The sequence below is a fragment of the Arthrobacter sp. 05L428 genome, assembly GCF_056397665.1.
On sequence record NZ_JBFTNW010000001.1, the window covers coordinates 1047098 to 1066319 of the forward strand.

Consider the following 19222-nt stretch of genomic DNA (forward strand, 5'->3'; position numbering starts at 1 on the left):
GTCAGCCCACATAATCGGCCTGATAGGCGAAGAATCTTCCGTGGAAGGCTTCGCGAAGGCGTAAAGTCGCGTCTTAATTCGGCGGAGAACTTGAATGCCCTTCCCAGGCGCCTTAGAGTCGTAGACAAGTTACCGCGGTAACGTGTCAGCGATCCTCCGCTGCGGGCCGGCTCTTGGAAGAATTCCATGCGAATTATTCACGGGCGGCCTAGGAGGGTGTGGGTGCCCCCATGTGGGCCTGACATTTGCTCACGGACAACTTCGTATCAGGCGTAACAGTCGCGGCTGCGTCCTGCTGAAGTTTCCTCCGTGTTCCCCAAACTCAACTCATTGGCGGCAGCGCCGGCCGGACTCCGGCCCAGCTGGCACCAATGGCCCACAGCCAAGGACGCAAATGTCTCCACCAAGCCTTATTGACGCACATCCAAATCTCGCCGGTGCGGCCCCCGTCGCCCTGTCCTACGAACTCTTCCCGCCACGTTCGCCAGCGGCTGCTGAGTCGCTCTGGACCACCATCGGGGAACTGGAAGCCACCAGCCCCGACTACGTGTCCGTCACCTACGGCGCGAGCGGCTCAAACCGGAACACCGCCGTCGAACTCATCAACCGCCTGGTGCAGGAAACCACGCTGCGCCCGCTGGCGCACCTGACCTGCGTAGGCAACACCCCCCAGGAGCTGGCCGAAATCATCGGCGAACTGCTCGACGTCGGCGTGCGCGGCATTCTCGCCCTGCGCGGCGACCAGCCCAGGGACGGCGGCGCCCCGGCCGATGGCTCGCTGCGCTACGCCCAGGACCTGATCGAGCTCATCCGCCGCGTCGAGCAGCGACGCTCGGCTCTGCTCTGCGCCGGCAAGGTGGCGGTCGGCGTCGCGGCCTACCCCACGCGGCACCCCGAATCCCCGAGTGAGGCGCACGACGTCGAGGTGCTGCTGGCCAAGCAGCGCTCCGGCGCGGACTTCGCCATCACCCAGGTCTTCTTCCACACCGAGCAGTACGCCCAGCTGCTGTCCCGGGCACGCCGGGCCGGCGTCACCATCCCGATCGTCCCCGGGGTCATGCCGCTGACCAGCATCCGGCGGCTCACCCGGCTGGGCGAACTGACCGGCGTCGAACCGGCGCCGGAGCTGATTGAGCGGCTGGCAGCCGCCGATACCGACGCCGAACGCAACCGGATCGGGGTCAGCGCCACCGTGGACCTGGCCAACGCGGCCCTGGACGCCGGGGCCCCGGGCCTGCACCTGTACACGTTCAACGAGCACGCCAGCGCCCTCGAGGTGCTGGACAAGCTCGCGCTTCCCCGCCCTCGAAGCGGCAACCGGCACAGCAGCCACCAGCGCCCGGCCGGCCGCCGCCAGCTCGCCAGCTGACGGCGCCGGTAGACACAACTTTCCTCTGCACAGCACCACCAACTCTTAGGACTTCCCATGACTGACCACAACACCACTGCCCCCACCCCGTTCCCGGCCGCCTCGATCCTGGGCTACCCGCGCATCGGCCGCCGCCGCGAGCTCAAGAAGGCCGTCGAGGCCTACTGGGCCGGCAAGATCGACGCCGCCGCCCTGGACGCCGCCGCCAAGGAGATCCAGCTGGGCACCGCCAAGCGCCTCCAGGGCCTCGGCCTGACCGAAGCCGCCGCCGTCCCCGGCACTTTCTCCTACTATGACCAGGTGCTCGACGCCGCCGCCCACCTCGGCGCCGTGCCGTCCCGCTTCGGAAACCTCCTCGACGCCGAGGGCCAGCTGGACATCGACGGCTACTTCACCCTGGCCCGCGGCACCAAGGACCAGCAGCCGCTGGAAATGACCAAGTGGTTCGACACCAATTACCACTACCTCGTCCCGGAAATCGGCCCCGAGACCAGCTTCGCGCTGACGTCCAACCGGATCGTCGAAGAATTCGAATACGCCCTGGCCAACGGGGTGGAGACCCGCCCGTACATCGTCGGCCCGGTCACCTTCCTGCTGCTGAGCAAGGCCTCCGACGACGCCCCGGCCGGGTTCAACCCGCTGTCCCGCCTCGAGGACGTCCTCCCCGTCTACACCGCACTGCTGGAAAAGCTCGCCGCGGCCGGCGCCAGCTGGGTCCAGCTCGACGAGCCCGCCCTCGTGGTGGACCAGGACACCCCCGCCGACGAGATCCAGGCCGCCGTCGCCCGCTCCTACGAGGTGCTCGCCGGCGCCGCGGACCGTCCGCAGCTGTTCGTCTCCACCCCCTACGGTGCGCTCAACGGCCAGCTCGGCACCCTCGCGGCGACCGGCATCGATGCCCTGCACCTGGACGTCTTCAAGGGCGACGTCCCGTCCGCCGCCGCCCTCGCCGCGCTGGGCGACAAGACCCTCGTGGCCGGCGTCGTGGACGGCCACAATATCTGGCGCAATGACCTGTCGGCCTCGGCCGCGAAGATCGCCGAGCTGCAGAAGTCGGTGGCGAAGCTCGCCATCAGCACCTCCACGTCCACCCAGCACGTCCCGCACGACGTCGACGAGGAAGTCCAGCTCTCCGCGCAGCTGCGCAGCTGGCTGGCCTTCGCCGACCAGAAGGCCACCGAGGTCGTCACCCTCGCCGGGCTGCTGAGCGATGCCGACGCCGTCCGCCCGGCCATCGAGGAGGCCACCCGCATCATCGCCTCCCGCGCCGAGGCCGAGGGTGTCCGCCGTGCCGAGGTCCGTGCCCGCACCGCTGCCCTGACCGACGCGGACTTCAGCCGCTCCGCCTACGCGGTCCGCGAAGAAGCGCAGACCGAGGCGCTGCACCTGCCGCCGCTGCCCACCACGACCATCGGCTCCTTCCCGCAGACCTCCGAGATCCGCACCGCCCGGGCCCGCGCCAACAAGGGCGAGCTCAGCACCGAACAGTACGAGCAGCTCATGAAGGATGAGATCAAGCGCGTCGTGGAGCTGCAGGAGGGGCTCGGCTTCGACGTCCTGGTCCACGGCGAGCCCGAGCGCAACGACATGGTGCAGTACTTCGCGGAGAACCTCGAAGGCTTCGACGTCACCGTGCACGGCTGGGTGCAGTCCTACGGCTCGCGCTGCACCCGCCCGTCCATCCTCTGGGGCGACGTCACCCGCAGCGCCCCGATCACGGTGGAATGGGCCCGCTACGCGCAGTCGCTGACCAGCAAGCCGATGAAGGGCATGCTCACCGGGCCGGTCACCATCCTCGCCTGGTCCTTCGTCCGCGACGACCAGCCCCTCGGCGAGACCGCCAACCAGGTGGCCCTCGCGCTCCGCGACGAGATCGCGGACCTGGAGGCGGCCGGTATCAAGGTCATCCAGGTCGACGAGCCGGCCCTGCGCGAGCTCCTGCCGCTGCGCAAGGCGGACCAGGCCGCCTACCTGGACTGGTCCGTGAAGTCCTTCCGCCTCGCCACCGCCGGCGCCGCGGACGCCACCCAGGTCCACACGCACCTGTGCTACTCCGAGTTCGGCGCCATCATCGACGCGATCGACGGCCTGGACGCCGACGTGACCTCGATCGAGGCCGCCCGCTCCCGCATGGAGGTTGTGCACGACCTCGAATCGCACGGCTTCGGCCGCGGCGTGGGCCCGGGCGTCTACGACATCCACTCGCCGCGCGTCCCGGGCGAGCAGGAAGTCACCGAACTGCTCAGCACCGCGGTCAAGCACGTCCCGTCCCGCCAGCTCTGGGTCAACCCGGACTGCGGCCTGAAGACCCGCGGCTACGCCGAGACCGAGGAGTCGCTGCGCAACCTGGTCACGGCCACCAGGACGGTCCGCGCGGAACTGCTCGAAGCGGCCAAGTAGCACGCAGCCGACCCGGCGGTTCGCTGAAGGGTCGGCAGCCTTAACCGACGACGGCGGCCGGCCACCTTCCTAGGTGGCCGGCCGCCGTCGTACGTTTGTCCCATCGGCTGCTGAGCAGGGGCCCCTGTCAGCGCTCAGAAGGGCCGCTGCGGAACAACAGATTCAGGATTCCCAGAGGATCTCGTCGTCAACCACGCCGTCCTCGTCCGCGGAGGCCACCAGGACCTCGTCGGAGAAGTGCGCGCCCAGGGTGAAGTCGAGGACGAAGTAGCGCTCCGGCTGGCCCGGGTAGATGCCGACGTGGCCGAGCTTCAGGGCCTTGAGGAAGACCTGGTTGGTCAGCTGTGACTTGTCCGTGACGCCGAAGACCTGCTGCAGGTGCTCGGGCTTGATGGCGTTGCAGTGGAAGCGGAGGTATTCCTGCGGGCTGGTGCCTTCCTGCTCCAACTCCTCGGCGATCATTTCGCGGACCTGGTCCACAAGCTCGGGCAGGAAGCGCAGCCGGTAGTCAACCTTGTGCATGGCCGCCTCGTCGAAATGGTCATGCGCGTTGACATTCAGGTCAAGCTCCAGGGGCTGGCCGGCAAGTTCGTGCTTCGCAGCGAAATTATGGTCACGCCCGTGGTTGAGCTCGATCTCTCCAAAGTGCTGGCTCGCTACCTTGCTCATGTCTTCAACATAGTCCTGAATACGGGTCCGTTCCAGCATTGGCCGGCATTTATCCGATACCGCCCCTGAACACCGGCAGGGGAACGGTACATTGATCGGATGCAAACAGTTGCCGCCACCGTTGCCCGCGCCCGAGATTTTTTTGACAGCGGAACCACCCGCCCGCTGGCGTGGCGGCTGGAGCAGCTCGGCAACCTGCGGCGGATGCTCATCGAGCGGCGCCGGGAGTTTGCCGCCGCACTGGCCCGCGACCTGGGCAAACACGAAACCGAGGCGCAGCTAACGGAAATCGGGTTTGTCACGGCGGAAGCCGCGTACCTGGAGAAGCACCTCGAAACCTGGCTGCGGCGGCGGCCGGTGTCCGTACCGCTGGCGGTCCAGCCGGCGAAGGCCTGGACCGAACCCACCCCGCTGGGCGTGGTCCTGGTGATCGGCCCGTGGAACTACCCGCTGCAGCTGCTGCTCGCCCCGCTGGCCGGCGCCCTGGCCGCGGGCAACGCCGTGGTGCTCAAGCCCAGTGAGCACGCCCCCGCCACCTCCGCCGCCCTGGCCCGCTGGATTCCGGAATACCTGCCCGGCGCGGCCCAGGTGGTCGAGGGCGGCATCCCCGAGACCACGGCGCTGCTGGCGGAGCGCTTCGACCACATCTTCTTCACCGGGGGCGAGGCCGCGGCCAAGGTGGTGCTCCGCGCCGCAGCCGAGCACCTGACGCCGGTGACCCTGGAACTGGGCGGCAAGTCCCCGGTGTATGTGGATGCCTCCACGGACCTGGCCGGTGCCGCCAAACGGATCGCCTGGGGCAGGTTCATGAATGCCGGGCAGACGTGTGTCGCTCCCGACTACATTCTGGCCACGGAGGACGTCTTGGTGCCGCTGGAACGCGAGCTGGTCAAGGCCATCAATGCGCTGTTCGGCACGGATTCCGCGCGGAGCCAGTCCTACGGCCGGATCGTCAATGACCGGCACTTCGCCCGGCTCGCCGCGCTCGCGGACAGCAGCACGGTGGTCCACGGCGGTGAGCGCGACGCCGGCAGCCGGCACTTCGCTCCGACGCTGCTGCGCCCGGCGCCCGGGGATGCCGTGATGGGGGAGGAGATCTTCGGCCCGTTGTTGCCGCTGGTGCCGGTCAGCGGCCGGGACGAGGCGATTCGGACGATCAACGCCGGAGCCAAGCCGCTGGCCCTGTATGTGTTCAGCAACGACGCCGACACGCGCCGGGCGTTCGCCGAACAGACCTCCTCGGGGGCGCTGTGCTTCGACGTGCCGGCCGCGCACCTGACCGTTCCCGGGCTGCCCTTCGGCGGGGTGGGCGGCAGCGGCATGGGCGCCTACCACGGCGAACACTCGCTGCGGACGTTCTCGCACGAGCGCTCCACGCTCTCCAAACCGCTCTGGCCGGACACCCTGGCGCTGATCTATCCGCCGTACACAAGGGCGAAGCACCGGATCATCAGCACGCTCGTGGCGCCGGCCGGGAAGACCGGAAAGTCCCGGAAGTCCCGGAAGCCGGCGGAGAAGCCCGGCCGGTCCTAGCGCTCAGTCCCGGCGCGTGGTTCCGAGTTTGTGGAGCGTGTCGGCCAGCAGTTCCACGAACAGCTGGACCTGAGCCGTCTGCTTCTCCTTGGGCAGCAGCGCGAAGACGTTGCGGGCCAGCCGGATCTCGGGGACATCCAGCACCACCACGCCGGCCGGCCGGTGCAGCAAGGCCAGCTCGGGGACCAAGGCCGCGCCCAGGCCGGCAGCGGCCATTTCCAGGCTGGCGTGGAAATCGTCGCTGTAGGCCACTACGCGCGGGTGCAGGTTGCAGCTGGCGAAGAGCCGTTCGATCACCGTGGCGTCGGAGGTGCCGGGGTGGTGCATGATCCAGGGCATGTCGGAAAGGTGGTCGGCCGCCACCTTGGATTCGGGGCCGATGCCCCAGGCCGCGGGCAGCACCACCCGGAAGTCGTCGTCGCCGATCCACTGCCGGTTCACCGTATGCGGCCAGGCGAGGCCGGACTGGCCCACCTGGTAGACCAGCGCGACGTCGAGCTCGCCGCCGGTGCGCAGCCCCTGGATGGTCTGGCCCGGCTCGGCCACGGAGACCCGCAGTTCGATGCCCAGCTTCTTCCACGCCGGATTCTGCAGGATCCGGGGGAGGACGTACGTGGCCAGGCTGGGGAAGATGCCGAGCCGGAGTTCCTGGCTGGCACTGTCGTGGGTCCGGGCCGCCGCCGCCATCAGCGCGTCGATGTCGGTGAGGACCTTGGCCGCATGCCGGGTCATCACGACAGCGGCCTCCGTCGGGTTGATGCTGCGGGCCGAGCGCTGAAACAGGGCCACCCCGGTGTCCCGCTCCAGGGCTGACATCTGCTGCGACACCGCCGAGGCGGTGTAGCCCAGCCGCGTGGCGGCCGCCGCGAACGAGCCCAGCCGGACCACTTCCACGAGCGTTCGGAGGTGCACGGGGTTGATCAAGGGCGGCCCTTCGGTGGTTACGGTGAGGCGGGAGCGAAATCCCGCTTCATTCTGGCACATTGGTGTGCAGGCAGCCGCTGGGAAATCGGACTCATCCGGCCGCCCCGCGGTTACGAATTGCCCATAAGACGGTCCACCAGGACGATTCAGGCGAAGCAACAGGAGCAGACCAGTGCAGCAAGCATCAAGAATCCCGGACGGACGGCGCGTCGCCGTGATCGGAAGCGGGGTTGCCGGACTGACCGCCGCCTACGTCCTGAACCGGCGCGACCACGTGACGGTGTTCGAAGCGGATGCACGGCTTGGGGGCCACGCCCACACGCACGACGTCGGCCAGGCCGACGGCTCCGTCCTGGGGATCGACACCGGCTTCATCGTCCACAACAACCGGACCTACCCCACCCTGCTGCGGCTGTTCAAGGAACTGGGCGTGCAGACCCAGGAATCGGAAATGAGCATGTCCATCCGCTGCGACGGCTGCGGACTGGAATACGCGGGCGCCCGGGGCGGCGCGCGGGGCATCATCCCGAGGCCCTCCACCCTGATGCGCGGCCGCTACCTGCTGATGCTGCTGGAGGTCACCCGCTTCTACCGCCGGGCCCGGGCCCTGCTGGCCGAGGCCGACGCCGCCACCGGCACGGCTGCGCCCGAGCTGACCCTCGGCGAGTTCCTGGACCGGGAGAAGTTCAGCAGCTACTTCGTCGTCCACTTCATGACCCCCGTGGTCAGCGCAGTGTGGTCCTGCGACCCCACCACCGCCCTGGCCTACCCGGCCCGCTACCTCTTCACCTTCCTCGGCCACCACGGGCTGCTCGGCGTGAAGGGCTCCCCGCAATGGCGCACGGTCACCGGCGGCTCGCGCAGCTACGTGGATAAAGTCGCCGCGACACTGCCGGACATCCGCCTCTCCAGCCCGGTCACACGGGTCCGCCGCCACGCCGGCGGGGTGGAAGTCACCACCGGGGAGAGCACCGAGCAGTTCGACGCCGTCGTGATCGCCACCCATCCGGCGCAGGCGCTGCGGATGCTCGAGGACGCCACTGCCGCCGAGCGCGAAGCCCTGGCCGGCATGCCCTACTCGGTCAACCACACGGTCCTCCACCGCGACGACGCCGTGCTGCCCGCCAGCGACAATGCCAAGGCGTCCTGGAACTACCGGCTGCCCTCGTGCGACGCCCGCCCCGACCGGGTCCTGGTCAGCTACGACATGACCCGCCTGCAGCGTCTGGAACCGGCGGACGGTAAGCGTTACATCGTCAGCCTGGGCGAGTCGGAGCTGATTGGAGACGGCACCGTCCTTGAGCGGATGGTCTACGAACACCCGCAGTACACGCCTGATTCACTGCGCGCCCAGCAGCAGATCCTGGGCCTTGGCGACGGCAGCCTGGCGTTCGCCGGCGCCTACCACGGCTGGGGCTTCCATGAGGACGGCGCCCTCTCCGGCGTCCGCGCCGCAGGGAAGCTGGGACGCGAGTGGGAACCCGCCGGTGTTGCCGAAGTGAAGGCGGCTTCCTTGCAGGCGGCTGCCCAGGAGGGTGCATGAGCAGTCAGGCAGCCATTTACCGCACGTCGATCGCGCACGTGCGCCGCACCCCGCTGCACAATGCCTTCACTTACCGCAGCTACAGCTGGTATGTCGACGTCGATTCCCTCCCCAGCCTGCCGCGCTGGCTCGCCCCGCTGGCCGGCTTCTGCGTGGCGGACCACCTCGGTGACCCGGACGGAACGCTGCGCGGCAACGTGGAAAGTTATCTCGCCACCCAGAACATTGAGCTCGACGGCGGGCGGATCACCATGCTGGCCAGCGCGCGCGTCTTCGGCCACGTCTTCAACCCGCTCAGCCTGTTCTGGTGCCACGACGCCGCGGGGGAGCTGCGCTGCGTCGTCGCCGAGGTCCACAACACGTACGGGGAACGGCACTGCTACCTGCTGGAGACCGACGACGCCGGACGGGCCACCGTACCCAAGGCGTTCTACGTCTCGCCGTTCAACGACGTCGACGGCCAGTACCGGATGAAGCTGCCGGAACCCGCCGAGCGGCTCGCCGTCTCGATTGTCCTGGAGCGGGACGGGCAGAAGCCGTTCGTCGCGACTGTGGACGGCAGCCGCCGCGACGCCACCGTGCCGAACATCCTGGCCGCGGCGCTCGCCGTCCCGCTGGCGCCGCTGCGGGTGGCCGCGCAGATCCGCTGGCAGGGAATCAAGCTTTGGGCACGTAGGTTGCCCATCATCAAAAGACCACACCACCCCTCACAGGAGGCAGTCCAGTGACCATGACCGAAGCGACCGGGTCCCAGCCTGCGCAGACGAACACTACGCAGGCGAACACGGCGCAGACGAACACATCCGCGAACCCGTCGGTGCCCTACACGGTTCCGCAGCCGCCGGCGGCTATCGACGCCACGATCTGGCCCAGCATCGCGGCCGTGCCCTCCAGCCTCAAGGCCCGGCTGGCGGGGAAGGCCGCCGATGCGATCTTCCGTGCCGCGGTGCGCCGCCTCCCGCTGGAGGTGCGCTACCCCGACGGCTCCGTCCTCGGGAGGGCGGCATCCGGCCAGGCCGGGCCGGGCCAGTCCTTCCCGGTGATGACGATGAACCGTCCGGAGGCATTCGCTGCCCGGCTCGGCGACGGCGGACTGATCGGCCTTGGTGAGTCCTACATGGCCGGGGACTGGGACGCGGACGACCTGACCGCCGTGATGGAGGTCTTCGCGGCCCGGGCTGGAACACTCGTACCTGAGCCGTTGCAGAAGCTCCGCGGCCTGTACCTGCCCCGGACGCCGCGCACCGAGCGGAACACGGAGCAGAACACCCGCTCCAACATCTCCCGGCACTACGACCTGTCCAACGAGCTCTTTGCCACGTTCCTGGACAGCACCATGACCTACTCCAGCGCCCTCTTCCCGGAGAGCGGCGACGCGTTGCGGAATGTTGCCTGGGACGGCCTGGCCGCCGCGCAGCAGGCGAAGATCGACCGGCTGCTGGACAAGGCCGGTGTCACGGAGGGAACCCGCGTGCTGGAAATCGGCACCGGCTGGGGTGAACTTGCCCTCCGGGCCGCGGCCCGCGGGGCGACGGTCTACTCCGTGACCCTCTCCAGCGAGCAGCAGGAACTGGCGCGACAGCGCGTGGCCGAAGCAGGCTACGCCGACGCCGTCACGATCGAGCTCAAGGATTACCGCGCCGTGGAAGGCGAGTACGACGCCGTCGTCTCCGTGGAGATGATCGAGGCGGTCGGCTACGAGTACTGGGCCACCTACTTCCAGACGATCGAGCGCGTCCTGGCCCCCGGCGGCAAGGTCGCCATCCAGGCCATCACTATCGGCCACGACCGGTTGATCGCCACCCGGACCAGCTACACCTGGGTGCACAAGTACATCTTCCCGGGCGGCGTCATCCCCTCGGTCCGGGCGATCGAGGAGATCACCGAGAAGCAGACCGGGCTCCGGGTCCGCGAACGCCTCGCCATGGGCGAACACTACGCCCAGACCCTGCGGCTCTGGGAGGAACGCTTCATGGCCCGCGCGGAGGAGGTCCGCGCCCTCGGGTTCGACGAAATCTTCCAGCGGATGTGGCTGTTCTACCTGTGCTACTCCCGCGCCGGCTTTGAGACCGGTTACCTGGACGTGCAGCAGATCGTGCTGGACAAGGTTTCCAGCAAGACTGCCGCCGGTAAGGCAGCGGCCAAGGTTTCCAGCGAGCGGACCGCAGGATGACGGCGGCGCTTGCAACCATGATCGCTGACGTCCTTCGCCCGGTGGTCGGCGGTGAACTCCCCGTCCGGCTCGTCGTGTGGGACGGCAGCGAGGCTGGTCCGGCCGGGGCTCCGGTGGTGCGGCTCAACTCCCCGGATGCCATCCGCCGGCTGCTCTGGGCGCCGGGGGAGCTGGGTGCCGCGCAGGCTTACGTCACCGGGGAACTCGACGTCGACGGCGACCTGAACTCGGCGCTTGAGCACCTCTGGAAGGTGGTCCGGGACCGCGGCCTGTCCGGCGTCCGGCCCACCCCGTCCATTCTGGCCGGCGTCGGCCGGATCGCTAAGGCTGCCGGCGCCTTGGGCGCGCCGCCCGAACCGCCGGCCAGCCAGGCCCGGGTGAAGGGCCGGCTGCACAGCCTGATCCGTGACCGCGCCGCCATCAGCCACCACTACGACCTCAGCAACGACTTTTACGCGCTGATCCTGGACCCGCAGATGGCGTATTCCAGCGGCTACTGGATGGATTCCCGCGGGAACGCCGCCCCAGGGTATGGGCTCGAGGACGCCCAGCGGGACAAGCTGGATCTGGTCTGCCGCAAGATCGGGCTGAAGCCGGGGATGCGGCTGCTCGATATCGGCTGCGGCTGGGGATCGCTGAGCCTGCATGCGGCGCAGCACTACGGCGTCGACGTCGTCGGTGTCACCCTGTCGGTCGAGCAGAAGGCGTTCATCGACGCGCGGATCAAGGAGCGAGGGCTGGAGGGCCGGGCAGACATCCGGGTGCAGGACTACCGCGAGATCCCGGACGGCCCGTTCGACGCCGTGGCATCGCTCGAGATGGGTGAGCACGTGGGGCAGCGTAACTACCCCATCTACGCCGCCGCATTGTTCAACAACGTGGTCCCCGGCGGCCGCGTCCTGGTGCAGCAGATGTCCCGTCGCGGCAAGCATCCCGGGGGAGGGCCGTTCATCGAGTCGTTCATCGCCCCGGACATGCACATGCGCCCGGTCGGGGAGACGCTGGGGTTCCTGGAGGGCGCCGGTCTTGAGGTCGAGGCCGTTGAGGCGATGCGCCGCGACTACGTCCGCACTCTTGAGGCCTGGCACGCGCGGTTCGAGCAGAACTACGACGCCGCCGTCGCGATGATGGGTGAGGAGATTGCCCGGGTATGGCGGCTGTACTTGGTGGGCGCACTGCGCAGCTTCGCGGAGGGCCGGATGGGCGTGGAACAGATCCTCTGCAGCCGGCCGGAGTAACAGTTCCGGAAGCTCCACCCTAGAAGGACTTGGCCAGCAGCTTCGCGAACATCCCGGGCGCCTGCTGCACGCCGCTGCAGTTGCTGGAGGCGCTGCTGCCTTCTTCGGGCCGGCTGGCGGAAGTGCAGGCGATGTCCCGGTTCAGCGACCACATGGACATCCGCCCGATGCCGCGTTCCGCGGCGAAGCTGTTCAGGCCTTCGGCGTCCGCGAGGGTGAAGACCTGGCCTTTCACATCGTTCACCCCGATCATCGGGGTGAGCCCGATCCGCTGCCACAACGCCGCATCGTCGAGCGGCTTGCCGGCTTGCTTGTACAGTGCACCCAGAGTCTGGTGGGTAGCCTCGGCAGCGCTTTTTGCCGCGGCGAGCATCGTCTGGCCAGGCGCGAGCGGTTCAAAGTCCATCACCATGATGTTGACGCCGGCGAGTTCGACTCCGGCGTCCAGCATGGCTGTCACGGACTTTTCGCCATCCGTCGTCAGGCCCTGCATCGACACGGGAAGGGTCAGCCAGACCTTCAACGGGTTGACGGCAGGACTGTCGGCCTGAAGCTTCGCGGCGGCCGCGGCACGTCGTGTTGCCGCGGCCTGATCGCTCAAGCCCGCGCCTTCTATGTCGAAGTCCAGGGTGTCGAGTCCGTACTTGGTGATGACCGCCGCGTAGGCCTTCACCAGCGCGGCGAGGTCGGTGCAGGTTTCGGCGAGCTCCTTGCCGAGCTGTCCTCCGAAAGAGACAGCTATGTCATTGCCGGCCTTGCGGAATGATTTGATCTGGTCGTCCACGCTCAGCTTGGCGCCGGCCTGGTCAAGCGTGTGTACGCCGTCCCAGGAGGGTTGGCAGGTATTTTTCGGATGTGCGCCAACAAAGGACAGGACCGTGGTGGCGGCTCCGTGAAGTGCCGTGTCCTGTAGGCGCAGGCTCGGGAGGAGCGTGACGTCGAGGTAGCCGCCGAACCACTGAGGGGCCGGCGCGGACTGGCTCCTGCGCGGCTCCTGTCCGTAGTTGGTCGGCGGTGCCGGAGAACAAGCGGCAACCGCCAACACTACGGCGGAGGTGGCGAGGACCCCGCTCCGGTTGCGGGAGCGGGGCCTATTCCGTCTTTGCATGAATGCTTCCTCCGTCCGCCACGAGGGCCGTCCCTTTCTTCGCCACGGATCCCGCCAACGGCCCTAGGCTACAACGGGGCCAGCTGGTCCGCATGCGCCGGGGCGAGGGCACCCAGTTTTGCCTGGCCCGTCGGCATCAGGACGCTGTTGGTGCGTTCGGGCCTGTACCAGCCGACGGCGGTGCCCCGCAGGGCCAGAATCGCGGACCCGAACACCACGTAGGCGCGGAGGGGTTCGTAGATGAGCCGGTAGATGGGGACCATGAGGAGGTGCATCGGGCTCTCATGGACCATCAGCACGGCCACTATCGAGATGATCATGTGGGTTGCGGCGACGAACACCGAGAACGCGGCGACGGCCTGCCATTCGCCGCGGGCCAGGCTGGTCACAGCCACAATGACCGTCAGGGGCATGAAGACCAGCGGAACCAGCACCGAGATCAGGGCGTAGGGCATGGTCAGCATGCCGAGGGCGCCGAACCGGGGATTGAAGAGCATCGAGCGGTGCTTGTAGAGCGTCTGGATGTTGCCATAAGTCCAGCGGAGCCGCTGCTTGAACAATCCCCGCAGGGTCATGGGCGCTTCCGTCCATGCCACGGCGGAGTTCTCCTGCACGATGCTGTAGCCGAGCCGCTGCAGGGAGAGGGTGAGGTCAGCATCCTCTGCGAGCGTGTCGTGGGAGTAGCCGCCTGCCTGGATGAGTGCCTCCCGCCGCCAGGCTGCGCAGGCGCCCGGGACAATCGAGATCGCTCCCATCAGGCCCTCCGCCATTCGGGTGACGCAGATGCCGGAGAGATATTCAAGGCTTTGCCAGGCAGTCAGGAGATTGCGGCGGTTTCCGACTTTCACGTGCCCGGCGACTGCTCCGACGATCTTGCCGTTGCGCGGCGCCAGGAAATGGCGGGCAAACATCTTGATGGTCTGGGGTTCAAACAGCGTGTCACCGTCGAGGGTGACCACAATTTCTCCGCGGGACTGGGCTATTCCGTGGTTACTGGCGGCGGACTTTCCGCCGTTGGGCTGGTCGATGACGCGCAGTTGCGGCCAGGTCTGGGCGTATTCGGAAAGAACCGCCAAAGTGCCGTCGGTAGAGCCGTCATTAATGGCGACGACTTCCATCCGGGGGTAGTCGCTGGCTCTAAGGGCATCCAATGTTTTGGCCACGACAAGTTCTTCGTTGAACACCGGCAGGACGACGCTGACGAACGGCCACTCTTCCTCCTTGACGTCCGCCCAAAGACGTTTCTTCTGCCGCTGATTGTTGATGACGGCGAGGACCACGTAGAGGAACGTCAGGACGGTCAGCGAGCCGATTCCGAACCAGAAAAGCCAGGTGAGGACCACGTTCGGAGTCACTAGATACGTCGTCATCGCGGCCAGGGTCGCATCGTCCTCCACGGCGGCCTTGGCGTCCGACTGGGGAATGTATTCGGGCGGAAGCAGCGGCTCGACCGTGGTGAAGGTGTAACCCATCGCTTTTGCCTGCGGGATGAAAGTCTTCAGCATTTCGATCGTTGCGCTGCGATCACCGCCGCCGTCGTGAACTAGGACAATGTGCCCTTGTCCGTCCAGTTTCTGCGCCTTGATCGGAACGCCGGGGGCGTAGGACCAGTCACGCGTATCAAAGTCCATGTTGATGTGGAGGAACCCCAACTGCTGGGATTGCAGGAGGGCCAATGTGTTGTTTTCCGGGTCTCCGGTGGGGATCCGGAACAGCCGTGTTCCATAGTTGTCTGCGGCGCGCATAACCCGGTCCGCCCCGATAATTTGCTGGCGGTTAAACAGGTCGTCGTGAGCCCAGAAATCGATGTGGGACATCGTGTGGTTTCCGACCATATGACCTTCCTGGGTCATGCGGCGGAAGATATCCGGGTACTTCACGATGTTGTCGCCAACCGTGAAGAACGTCGCCGGCACGCCTTCTTTGGACAGCAAATCCAGAATTTGCGGCGTATTCCGCGGGTCCGGCCCATCATCGAAGGTCAACATCAATGTGTGGTCCGCCGGCTTCCCAAAAGTTTCCATGGCGTAGGGGCTGTTGCCGATCAGCTCAATTTCCTCGGCGGTGGCCTCCCTCCAGATGGTGTTGCTGAAGGGATCCTTGAGGAAGACTTTGCCGCCTCGCCGCTCGATGAGCGCTATCCGGTCGAAGGCGAAGCCCCCTTCGGGGCCGATTCGGGGAATGTTGCGCAGATCCTGGGTGGACAGCAATTTCCGGGGATACTCCACGGACTGGTTCTCCGCCGCTTTCCATACCGGTGCGCTGGCAGCGGGCAGGATCCACACGACCGACAGGACGATCAACAGCACGCTCGCCACCAGGGCGACGAGGATGCGTCGCCACCGTTTTCCACTGGGATCGAAGAAGACCGGTGCAGTGCCGGAAACTGGGGATATTTTCTTCATGGATTGCCTCGACAGGGAATCTGGTGTGATGAAGTCCCGACCGGAGTCAGGGCGTGAGCGCCAGCGCTCGTGCCCGGGGGTCAAACCCGGAATTGGCGACCAATTCGCGGAGGGAAAAATCGGCGCTCATCTGATCTCTCCCTTGAAGCCGCGGGAGCCGCCGGTTCGCGGCGTCCCCTATGCCTTCGAGGTTAGGAGCGCCCGATGGGGTCACACACGCGTAGGAAACACCCGCGTTTTAAGAGTGGTTCTACTTGGTTTGAGGGGCCGACTACCGCGATTGGTGGCGACGAGTCGAGTAAGCGCGGCGGGGCACAACTGGGGTGCCGCCGGACTCTGAGAGACGGGTGAAGCTTGCGTCTATCGCCGCAGCCGGGCCGACGGGTAGCGTTCTAGGTACGTGGTCCGAATTAGTGGAGGCAGATGCCGAATGCGCAGAGAGATCGGACTGGCCGCGGGCTTGCTGTCGGTTGTCCTGGCTGCCGCCGCGTGCGAGGGCGCGCCGCCTTCGCCACCGCCTTCTCCTTCGTCATCGGGGCTCTCGGCCGTCCCGGACACGTACATCACGGCCTATACCTGGTTCGACAACACGCCCGAGGGCTCCCCGGACATCAGCCACCCGGTGCTGCACAAGAAGGCGGGCGGGGCAGGGACCTACGCGGATCCGGTGACGATCGCCGTCGGGCACTCCCTGGAGACAGGCCAGGATGTCCTTGATTTCCCTGCCGGCACCCGGATCTACTTACCCGACGTCCGCCGGTACTTCATCGTGGAGGACACCTGCGGGGACGGCCCCACCCCGGAGGACGGGCCCTGCCACGCACTGGCGGCCAGGCACGGGGGTGCATCCAGCTGGCTTGATGTCTGGATTGGCGGCGAGGGGGAGAGCGAGTCATTTGCCAGGCGCTGCGCGGACCAGGTAACCGGTGTCCGGGCCGCCGTCTTCCACCCTGCGGACAACTACGTCGTGGCTTCCGGGGTGGGTGTGATCCACGACGGCAAGTGCGATAGCGGCTACGGCAATCAGCTCGTCACCACGTCACCGTCCCCGAAGGCCCGCTGATTTCCTGCGCCGAGTTTGAAAACAGGTCAAAGGACCCTGTCGATTGGCCTCTCCGCGCTTGCCAAGGTAACGTTTGGGTTACCGGTTGGTACACACGCCCGACAGAACATCCAGAATGCTCTTGCGTGTGGTAATCCCCTCGGCGAGGCGTCTTAGCGCTCCGCATGCCGTGACCAACTCCGGGCAGGAACCATCCCCAGGGACTGCCCGTTTTCCGCACCCCATGAAAAGGCTTTATTTTCCATGCGCAGAAATACTCTGCTGGCCGCCGGCATGCTCTCGGTCCTCCTCGCCACCTCGGCGTGTGGCGCCGAAACCGGCGCCTCCAATTCATCCGCCCAGTCTTCCGGAGCGGCAAACGCCGGCGTTGAGGTTTCGGCCGCTGCCGACAAGCCGTCCGCCGAGGTCGGCGCCTCGCAGCGGGCCGCTGCCGAGAAGGCCAAGGTTGCAGCTGTAGCCGCCAAGAAGGCCAAGGCGGCAGCAGCGCAGAAGGCCGCGGCTCAGAAAGCCGCAGCCGCTGCAGCAGCCAAAACGGCAGCCGCAGTAAAGACTCCGGTAACTGTTCCCGCCGCACCCGCCGTGCCGGCCGTGGCTCCGAAGCCGGCCCCGGCACCCGTTGTGCCGGCGTCGTCCTCCGAGCGGGTTGTCCACACCACGTACACGACGGCGTACACCTGGTACGACAACACACCGGTGGGCTCAGCCACGATCAGCCACCCCATTCTGCACAGCACGGCCGGGGGCACCGGCACCTACAACGACCCGATCACCATCGCCGTGGGTCATTCCACTGCCACCGGTAAGGACGTGCTGGACTTCCCGGCCGGCACCCGGATCTATCTTCCGGACGTGCGCCGCTACTTTATCGTCGAGGACAGCTGCGGCGACGGCGACGACCCCCAGGGCGGCCCCTGCCACCAGGGCACCAACGTGGAGGGGACCAACTCCACCATCTGGATCGACATGTGGATCGGCGGCCAGAGCATGAGCGCTGACGGTGCCGACAACTGCGCCAGCCGGGTGACGAACGTCCGTACGGCCGTCTTCAACCCTGCAAGCAACTACGCGGTTGCCCCGGGCACGGGCGTGATCCACGACGGCAAGTGCGACGCCGGCTATGGCAACACGCTCCTGAAGCGGTAGCTTTCGGGAGATTGACCTCCGGCTTCGGCCGGAGGCCCTGCGGGGGCTGGCGAGACTTCGCCGGCCCCCGTTTTCTGTTGGCGGGGCCGGTGTTGGGCCGCCCCGTTCCGCTCCGGAGGCCCAAAGACCCTTGTTCCTGGCCTGGGACAACGCAGACTTGGATGGAGTAGTCGCACCCAAAAGGGGAGGGCGCCATGCGTCGGTCCGCACAGTCCGTCAGGGCAGTTTCAGTAGGGTTTTGCGTCGCTTTTCTGCTGGCGTCCTGTTCTTCCCCCAGTGGCCCGCCAACGGGTACCGGGACAGCTACGCCGTCGCCGGCCGCCTCGTCCGCAAGCTCGAAGCCGGGCCTGAAACCGTTGGCCCAGGCTTCACCCCGGCCGACAGGGCAGGCCGACTGGAAGACCTACACGACGCCGGATGGCACGCTTATGTTCGACTACCCGCCGGACTGGACCGTCAAGGACCGGGCCCGCGAGGCAGCGCCCGGGGGAGTCTTCATCGAAGTCCTCACCGGCGCCCGCAAGTCGATCGCCACCCTGCGGACCAACATTGTGACCAAGGCGAACTGCACCCGGAAGTTGCCCTATGCCCTGATGGACTCACAGGAGTTGCCGGCGCTTGCCCGGAACGGTGTAAAGCCGCGCTTTGTGTTCGAGGGCCGGGACGACCATGAGTCCTACCCCTCAAGGCCGGCCCCGTTGTCCTACGGGATCACCTCCGCACCGCTGCCGGCCGGCCCCAGCGCCTGCCCGATTTTCCAGTTCTTCAACTGGCCGCCGGGCGTGGCGGCCTTCAGCGGCGTCTACGATCCGCTCCTTACGACACCGGGGGACACGCCCGACGTCGACACTCCGGAGTCCTATACGGGAACCGAGGAGTACGACTCGCTACGGCAGATGATCACCTCGCTGCGTCCGGCGGACTAGACCCGGCCGGGCGCCACCTGCCGAGGGCAGCGCGCCGCCGCCTCGGGTCCAAACCCGTCCATCCCGGTCCGGACACTCGGGGTGGCTCTTGCTGTGCCTTCGCCCACTGGATGTGGTGCTTCGTGCCACTCCGCGGCCTGCTGCGACGCACCTGCGACACGCCGTCCAAAATGCGACACGCGGGGCGGTTAATTGTGGCTAAGTACTCCACAGGGTGTGGATTTCGTCCTCGAAAACGGCTGAAATCCGGACATTTTGAAGGCCCTGGGCTGTGGATTAAAAGTGGGTTAAATGACATACTTGTAATACATCATCTTGGGGTCCGCGCGGGACTCTTGCACTACATGTAGTATCGACATACAGTTCGAGCGGAGCGGTTGCAGACCGCCAGGCGAGGCCAGTAACGGATAAGGATTCCTGTTCCGGTCAGGCCCCACCGGACACGAACCACAGATTTCAACAAAGGGGACTGAAGGACATGACCGTTACGGTTTACACGAAGCCGGCTTGCGTGCAGTGCAACGCCACCTACCGCGCTCTCGACAAGAAGGGCATCGCCTACCAGAGCGTCGACATCTCCCAGGATGCCGAGGCCCTTGAGCGACTCAAGTCCCTGGGCTACATGCAGGCCCCGGTCGTCGTCACCGACCAGGATCACTGGTCCGGATTTCGCCCGGACAAGATCGAAGAACTGGCACAGGCTGCCGCCGTCGCGGTCGCCTGAAAGC

General features: G+C 66.9%; 15 protein-coding genes. 11 read left to right on the plus strand and 4 right to left on the minus strand.

Annotated elements, in window-relative coordinates:
* Positions 1-394: 394 nt before the first annotated feature.
* Complete coding sequence (locus tag AC1DH3_RS04925; protein ID WP_441417585.1) at positions 395-1369, plus strand: methylenetetrahydrofolate reductase; 975 nt, start codon at positions 395-397, stop codon at positions 1367-1369.
* A gap of 57 nt (positions 1370-1426) precedes the next feature.
* Positions 1427-3769: a 5-methyltetrahydropteroyltriglutamate--homocysteine S-methyltransferase gene (gene metE / locus AC1DH3_RS04930; protein WP_441417586.1), complete on the plus strand. Its 2343-nt coding sequence runs from the start codon at positions 1427-1429 to the stop codon at positions 3767-3769.
* 162 nt (positions 3770-3931) lie between these two features.
* On the opposite strand, the gene AC1DH3_RS04935 is transcribed toward metE, so the two are convergent.
* Positions 3932-4438, minus strand: coding sequence for a DUF2004 domain-containing protein (locus tag AC1DH3_RS04935; protein ID WP_441417587.1), 507 nt, complete (start codon positions 4436-4438; stop codon positions 3932-3934).
* 99 nt (positions 4439-4537) lie between these two features.
* Between AC1DH3_RS04935 and AC1DH3_RS04940 the strand changes: the two genes are divergently transcribed.
* Positions 4538-5971 (plus strand): aldehyde dehydrogenase family protein, encoded by a 1434-nt coding sequence (locus AC1DH3_RS04940; RefSeq protein ID WP_476908717.1) that lies wholly within the window; start codon positions 4538-4540, stop codon positions 5969-5971.
* A 3-nt stretch (positions 5972-5974) separates the two neighbouring features.
* Here the strand turns inward: AC1DH3_RS04940 and AC1DH3_RS04945 are convergent, their stop codons facing one another.
* Positions 5975-6895 (minus strand): LysR family transcriptional regulator, encoded by a 921-nt coding sequence (locus AC1DH3_RS04945; RefSeq protein WP_441417589.1) that lies wholly within the window; start codon positions 6893-6895, stop codon positions 5975-5977.
* Positions 6896-7067: 172 nt separating this feature from the next.
* Here AC1DH3_RS04945 and AC1DH3_RS04950 point away from each other — a divergent pair, with 172 nt between their 5' ends.
* The 4 genes from AC1DH3_RS04950 to AC1DH3_RS04965 are packed head-to-tail and all read left to right on the plus strand — an operon-like array spanning position 7068 to position 11849.
* A complete protein-coding gene (locus tag AC1DH3_RS04950) occupies positions 7068-8438 on the plus strand; it encodes an NAD(P)/FAD-dependent oxidoreductase (protein WP_476908718.1) in 1371 nt (456 codons plus the stop codon).
* Positions 8435-9166: a DUF1365 domain-containing protein gene (locus AC1DH3_RS04955; protein WP_476908719.1), complete on the plus strand. Its 732-nt coding sequence runs from the start codon at positions 8435-8437 to the stop codon at positions 9164-9166. Before AC1DH3_RS04950 ends, AC1DH3_RS04955 begins: the two co-directional genes overlap by 4 nt.
* Positions 9163-10611: a class I SAM-dependent methyltransferase gene (locus tag AC1DH3_RS04960; protein ID WP_476908720.1), complete on the plus strand. Its 1449-nt coding sequence runs from the start codon at positions 9163-9165 to the stop codon at positions 10609-10611. Before AC1DH3_RS04955 ends, AC1DH3_RS04960 begins: the two co-directional genes overlap by 4 nt.
* Entirely contained in the window at positions 10608-11849 is a 1242-nt protein-coding gene (locus tag AC1DH3_RS04965; RefSeq protein WP_476908721.1) for a class I SAM-dependent methyltransferase, read from the plus strand. The genes AC1DH3_RS04960 and AC1DH3_RS04965 overlap by 4 nt, the downstream gene beginning before the upstream one ends.
* 19 nt (positions 11850-11868) lie before the next feature.
* Here AC1DH3_RS04965 and AC1DH3_RS04970 read toward each other — a convergent pair whose 3' ends face one another.
* Together AC1DH3_RS04970 and AC1DH3_RS04975 are read right to left on the minus strand one after the other, a co-directional pair.
* Positions 11869-12957, minus strand: a complete 1089-nt coding sequence (locus AC1DH3_RS04970; protein ID WP_476908722.1) for a chitinase — start codon at positions 12955-12957, stop codon at positions 11869-11871.
* A 68-nt stretch (positions 12958-13025) separates the two neighbouring features.
* Positions 13026-15362 (minus strand): bifunctional polysaccharide deacetylase/glycosyltransferase family 2 protein, encoded by a 2337-nt coding sequence (locus AC1DH3_RS04975; RefSeq protein ID WP_441417595.1) that lies wholly within the window; start codon positions 15360-15362, stop codon positions 13026-13028.
* Positions 15363-15792: 430 nt separating this feature from the next.
* Between AC1DH3_RS04975 and AC1DH3_RS04980 the strand changes: the two genes are divergently transcribed.
* The 4 genes from AC1DH3_RS04980 to nrdH all read left to right on the plus strand — a co-directional run bounded on the left by AC1DH3_RS04980 (position 15793) and on the right by nrdH (position 19218).
* Positions 15793-16425 (plus strand): hypothetical protein, encoded by a 633-nt coding sequence (locus AC1DH3_RS04980; RefSeq protein WP_476892398.1) that lies wholly within the window; start codon positions 15793-15795, stop codon positions 16423-16425.
* Between the two features lie 243 nt (positions 16426-16668).
* The gene (locus AC1DH3_RS04985) at positions 16669-17568 is read left to right on the plus strand and encodes a hypothetical protein (RefSeq protein WP_476892399.1); all 900 of its coding nucleotides are present in this window, start codon (positions 16669-16671) and stop codon (positions 17566-17568) included.
* A gap of 428 nt (positions 17569-17996) precedes the next feature.
* Entirely contained in the window at positions 17997-18494 is a 498-nt protein-coding gene (locus AC1DH3_RS04990; protein WP_441417598.1) for a hypothetical protein, read from the plus strand.
* Between the two features lie 478 nt (positions 18495-18972).
* Positions 18973-19218 (plus strand): glutaredoxin-like protein NrdH, encoded by a 246-nt coding sequence (gene nrdH / locus AC1DH3_RS04995; protein WP_018773329.1) that lies wholly within the window; start codon positions 18973-18975, stop codon positions 19216-19218.
* The last annotated feature ends 4 nt before the right edge of the window (positions 19219-19222 follow it).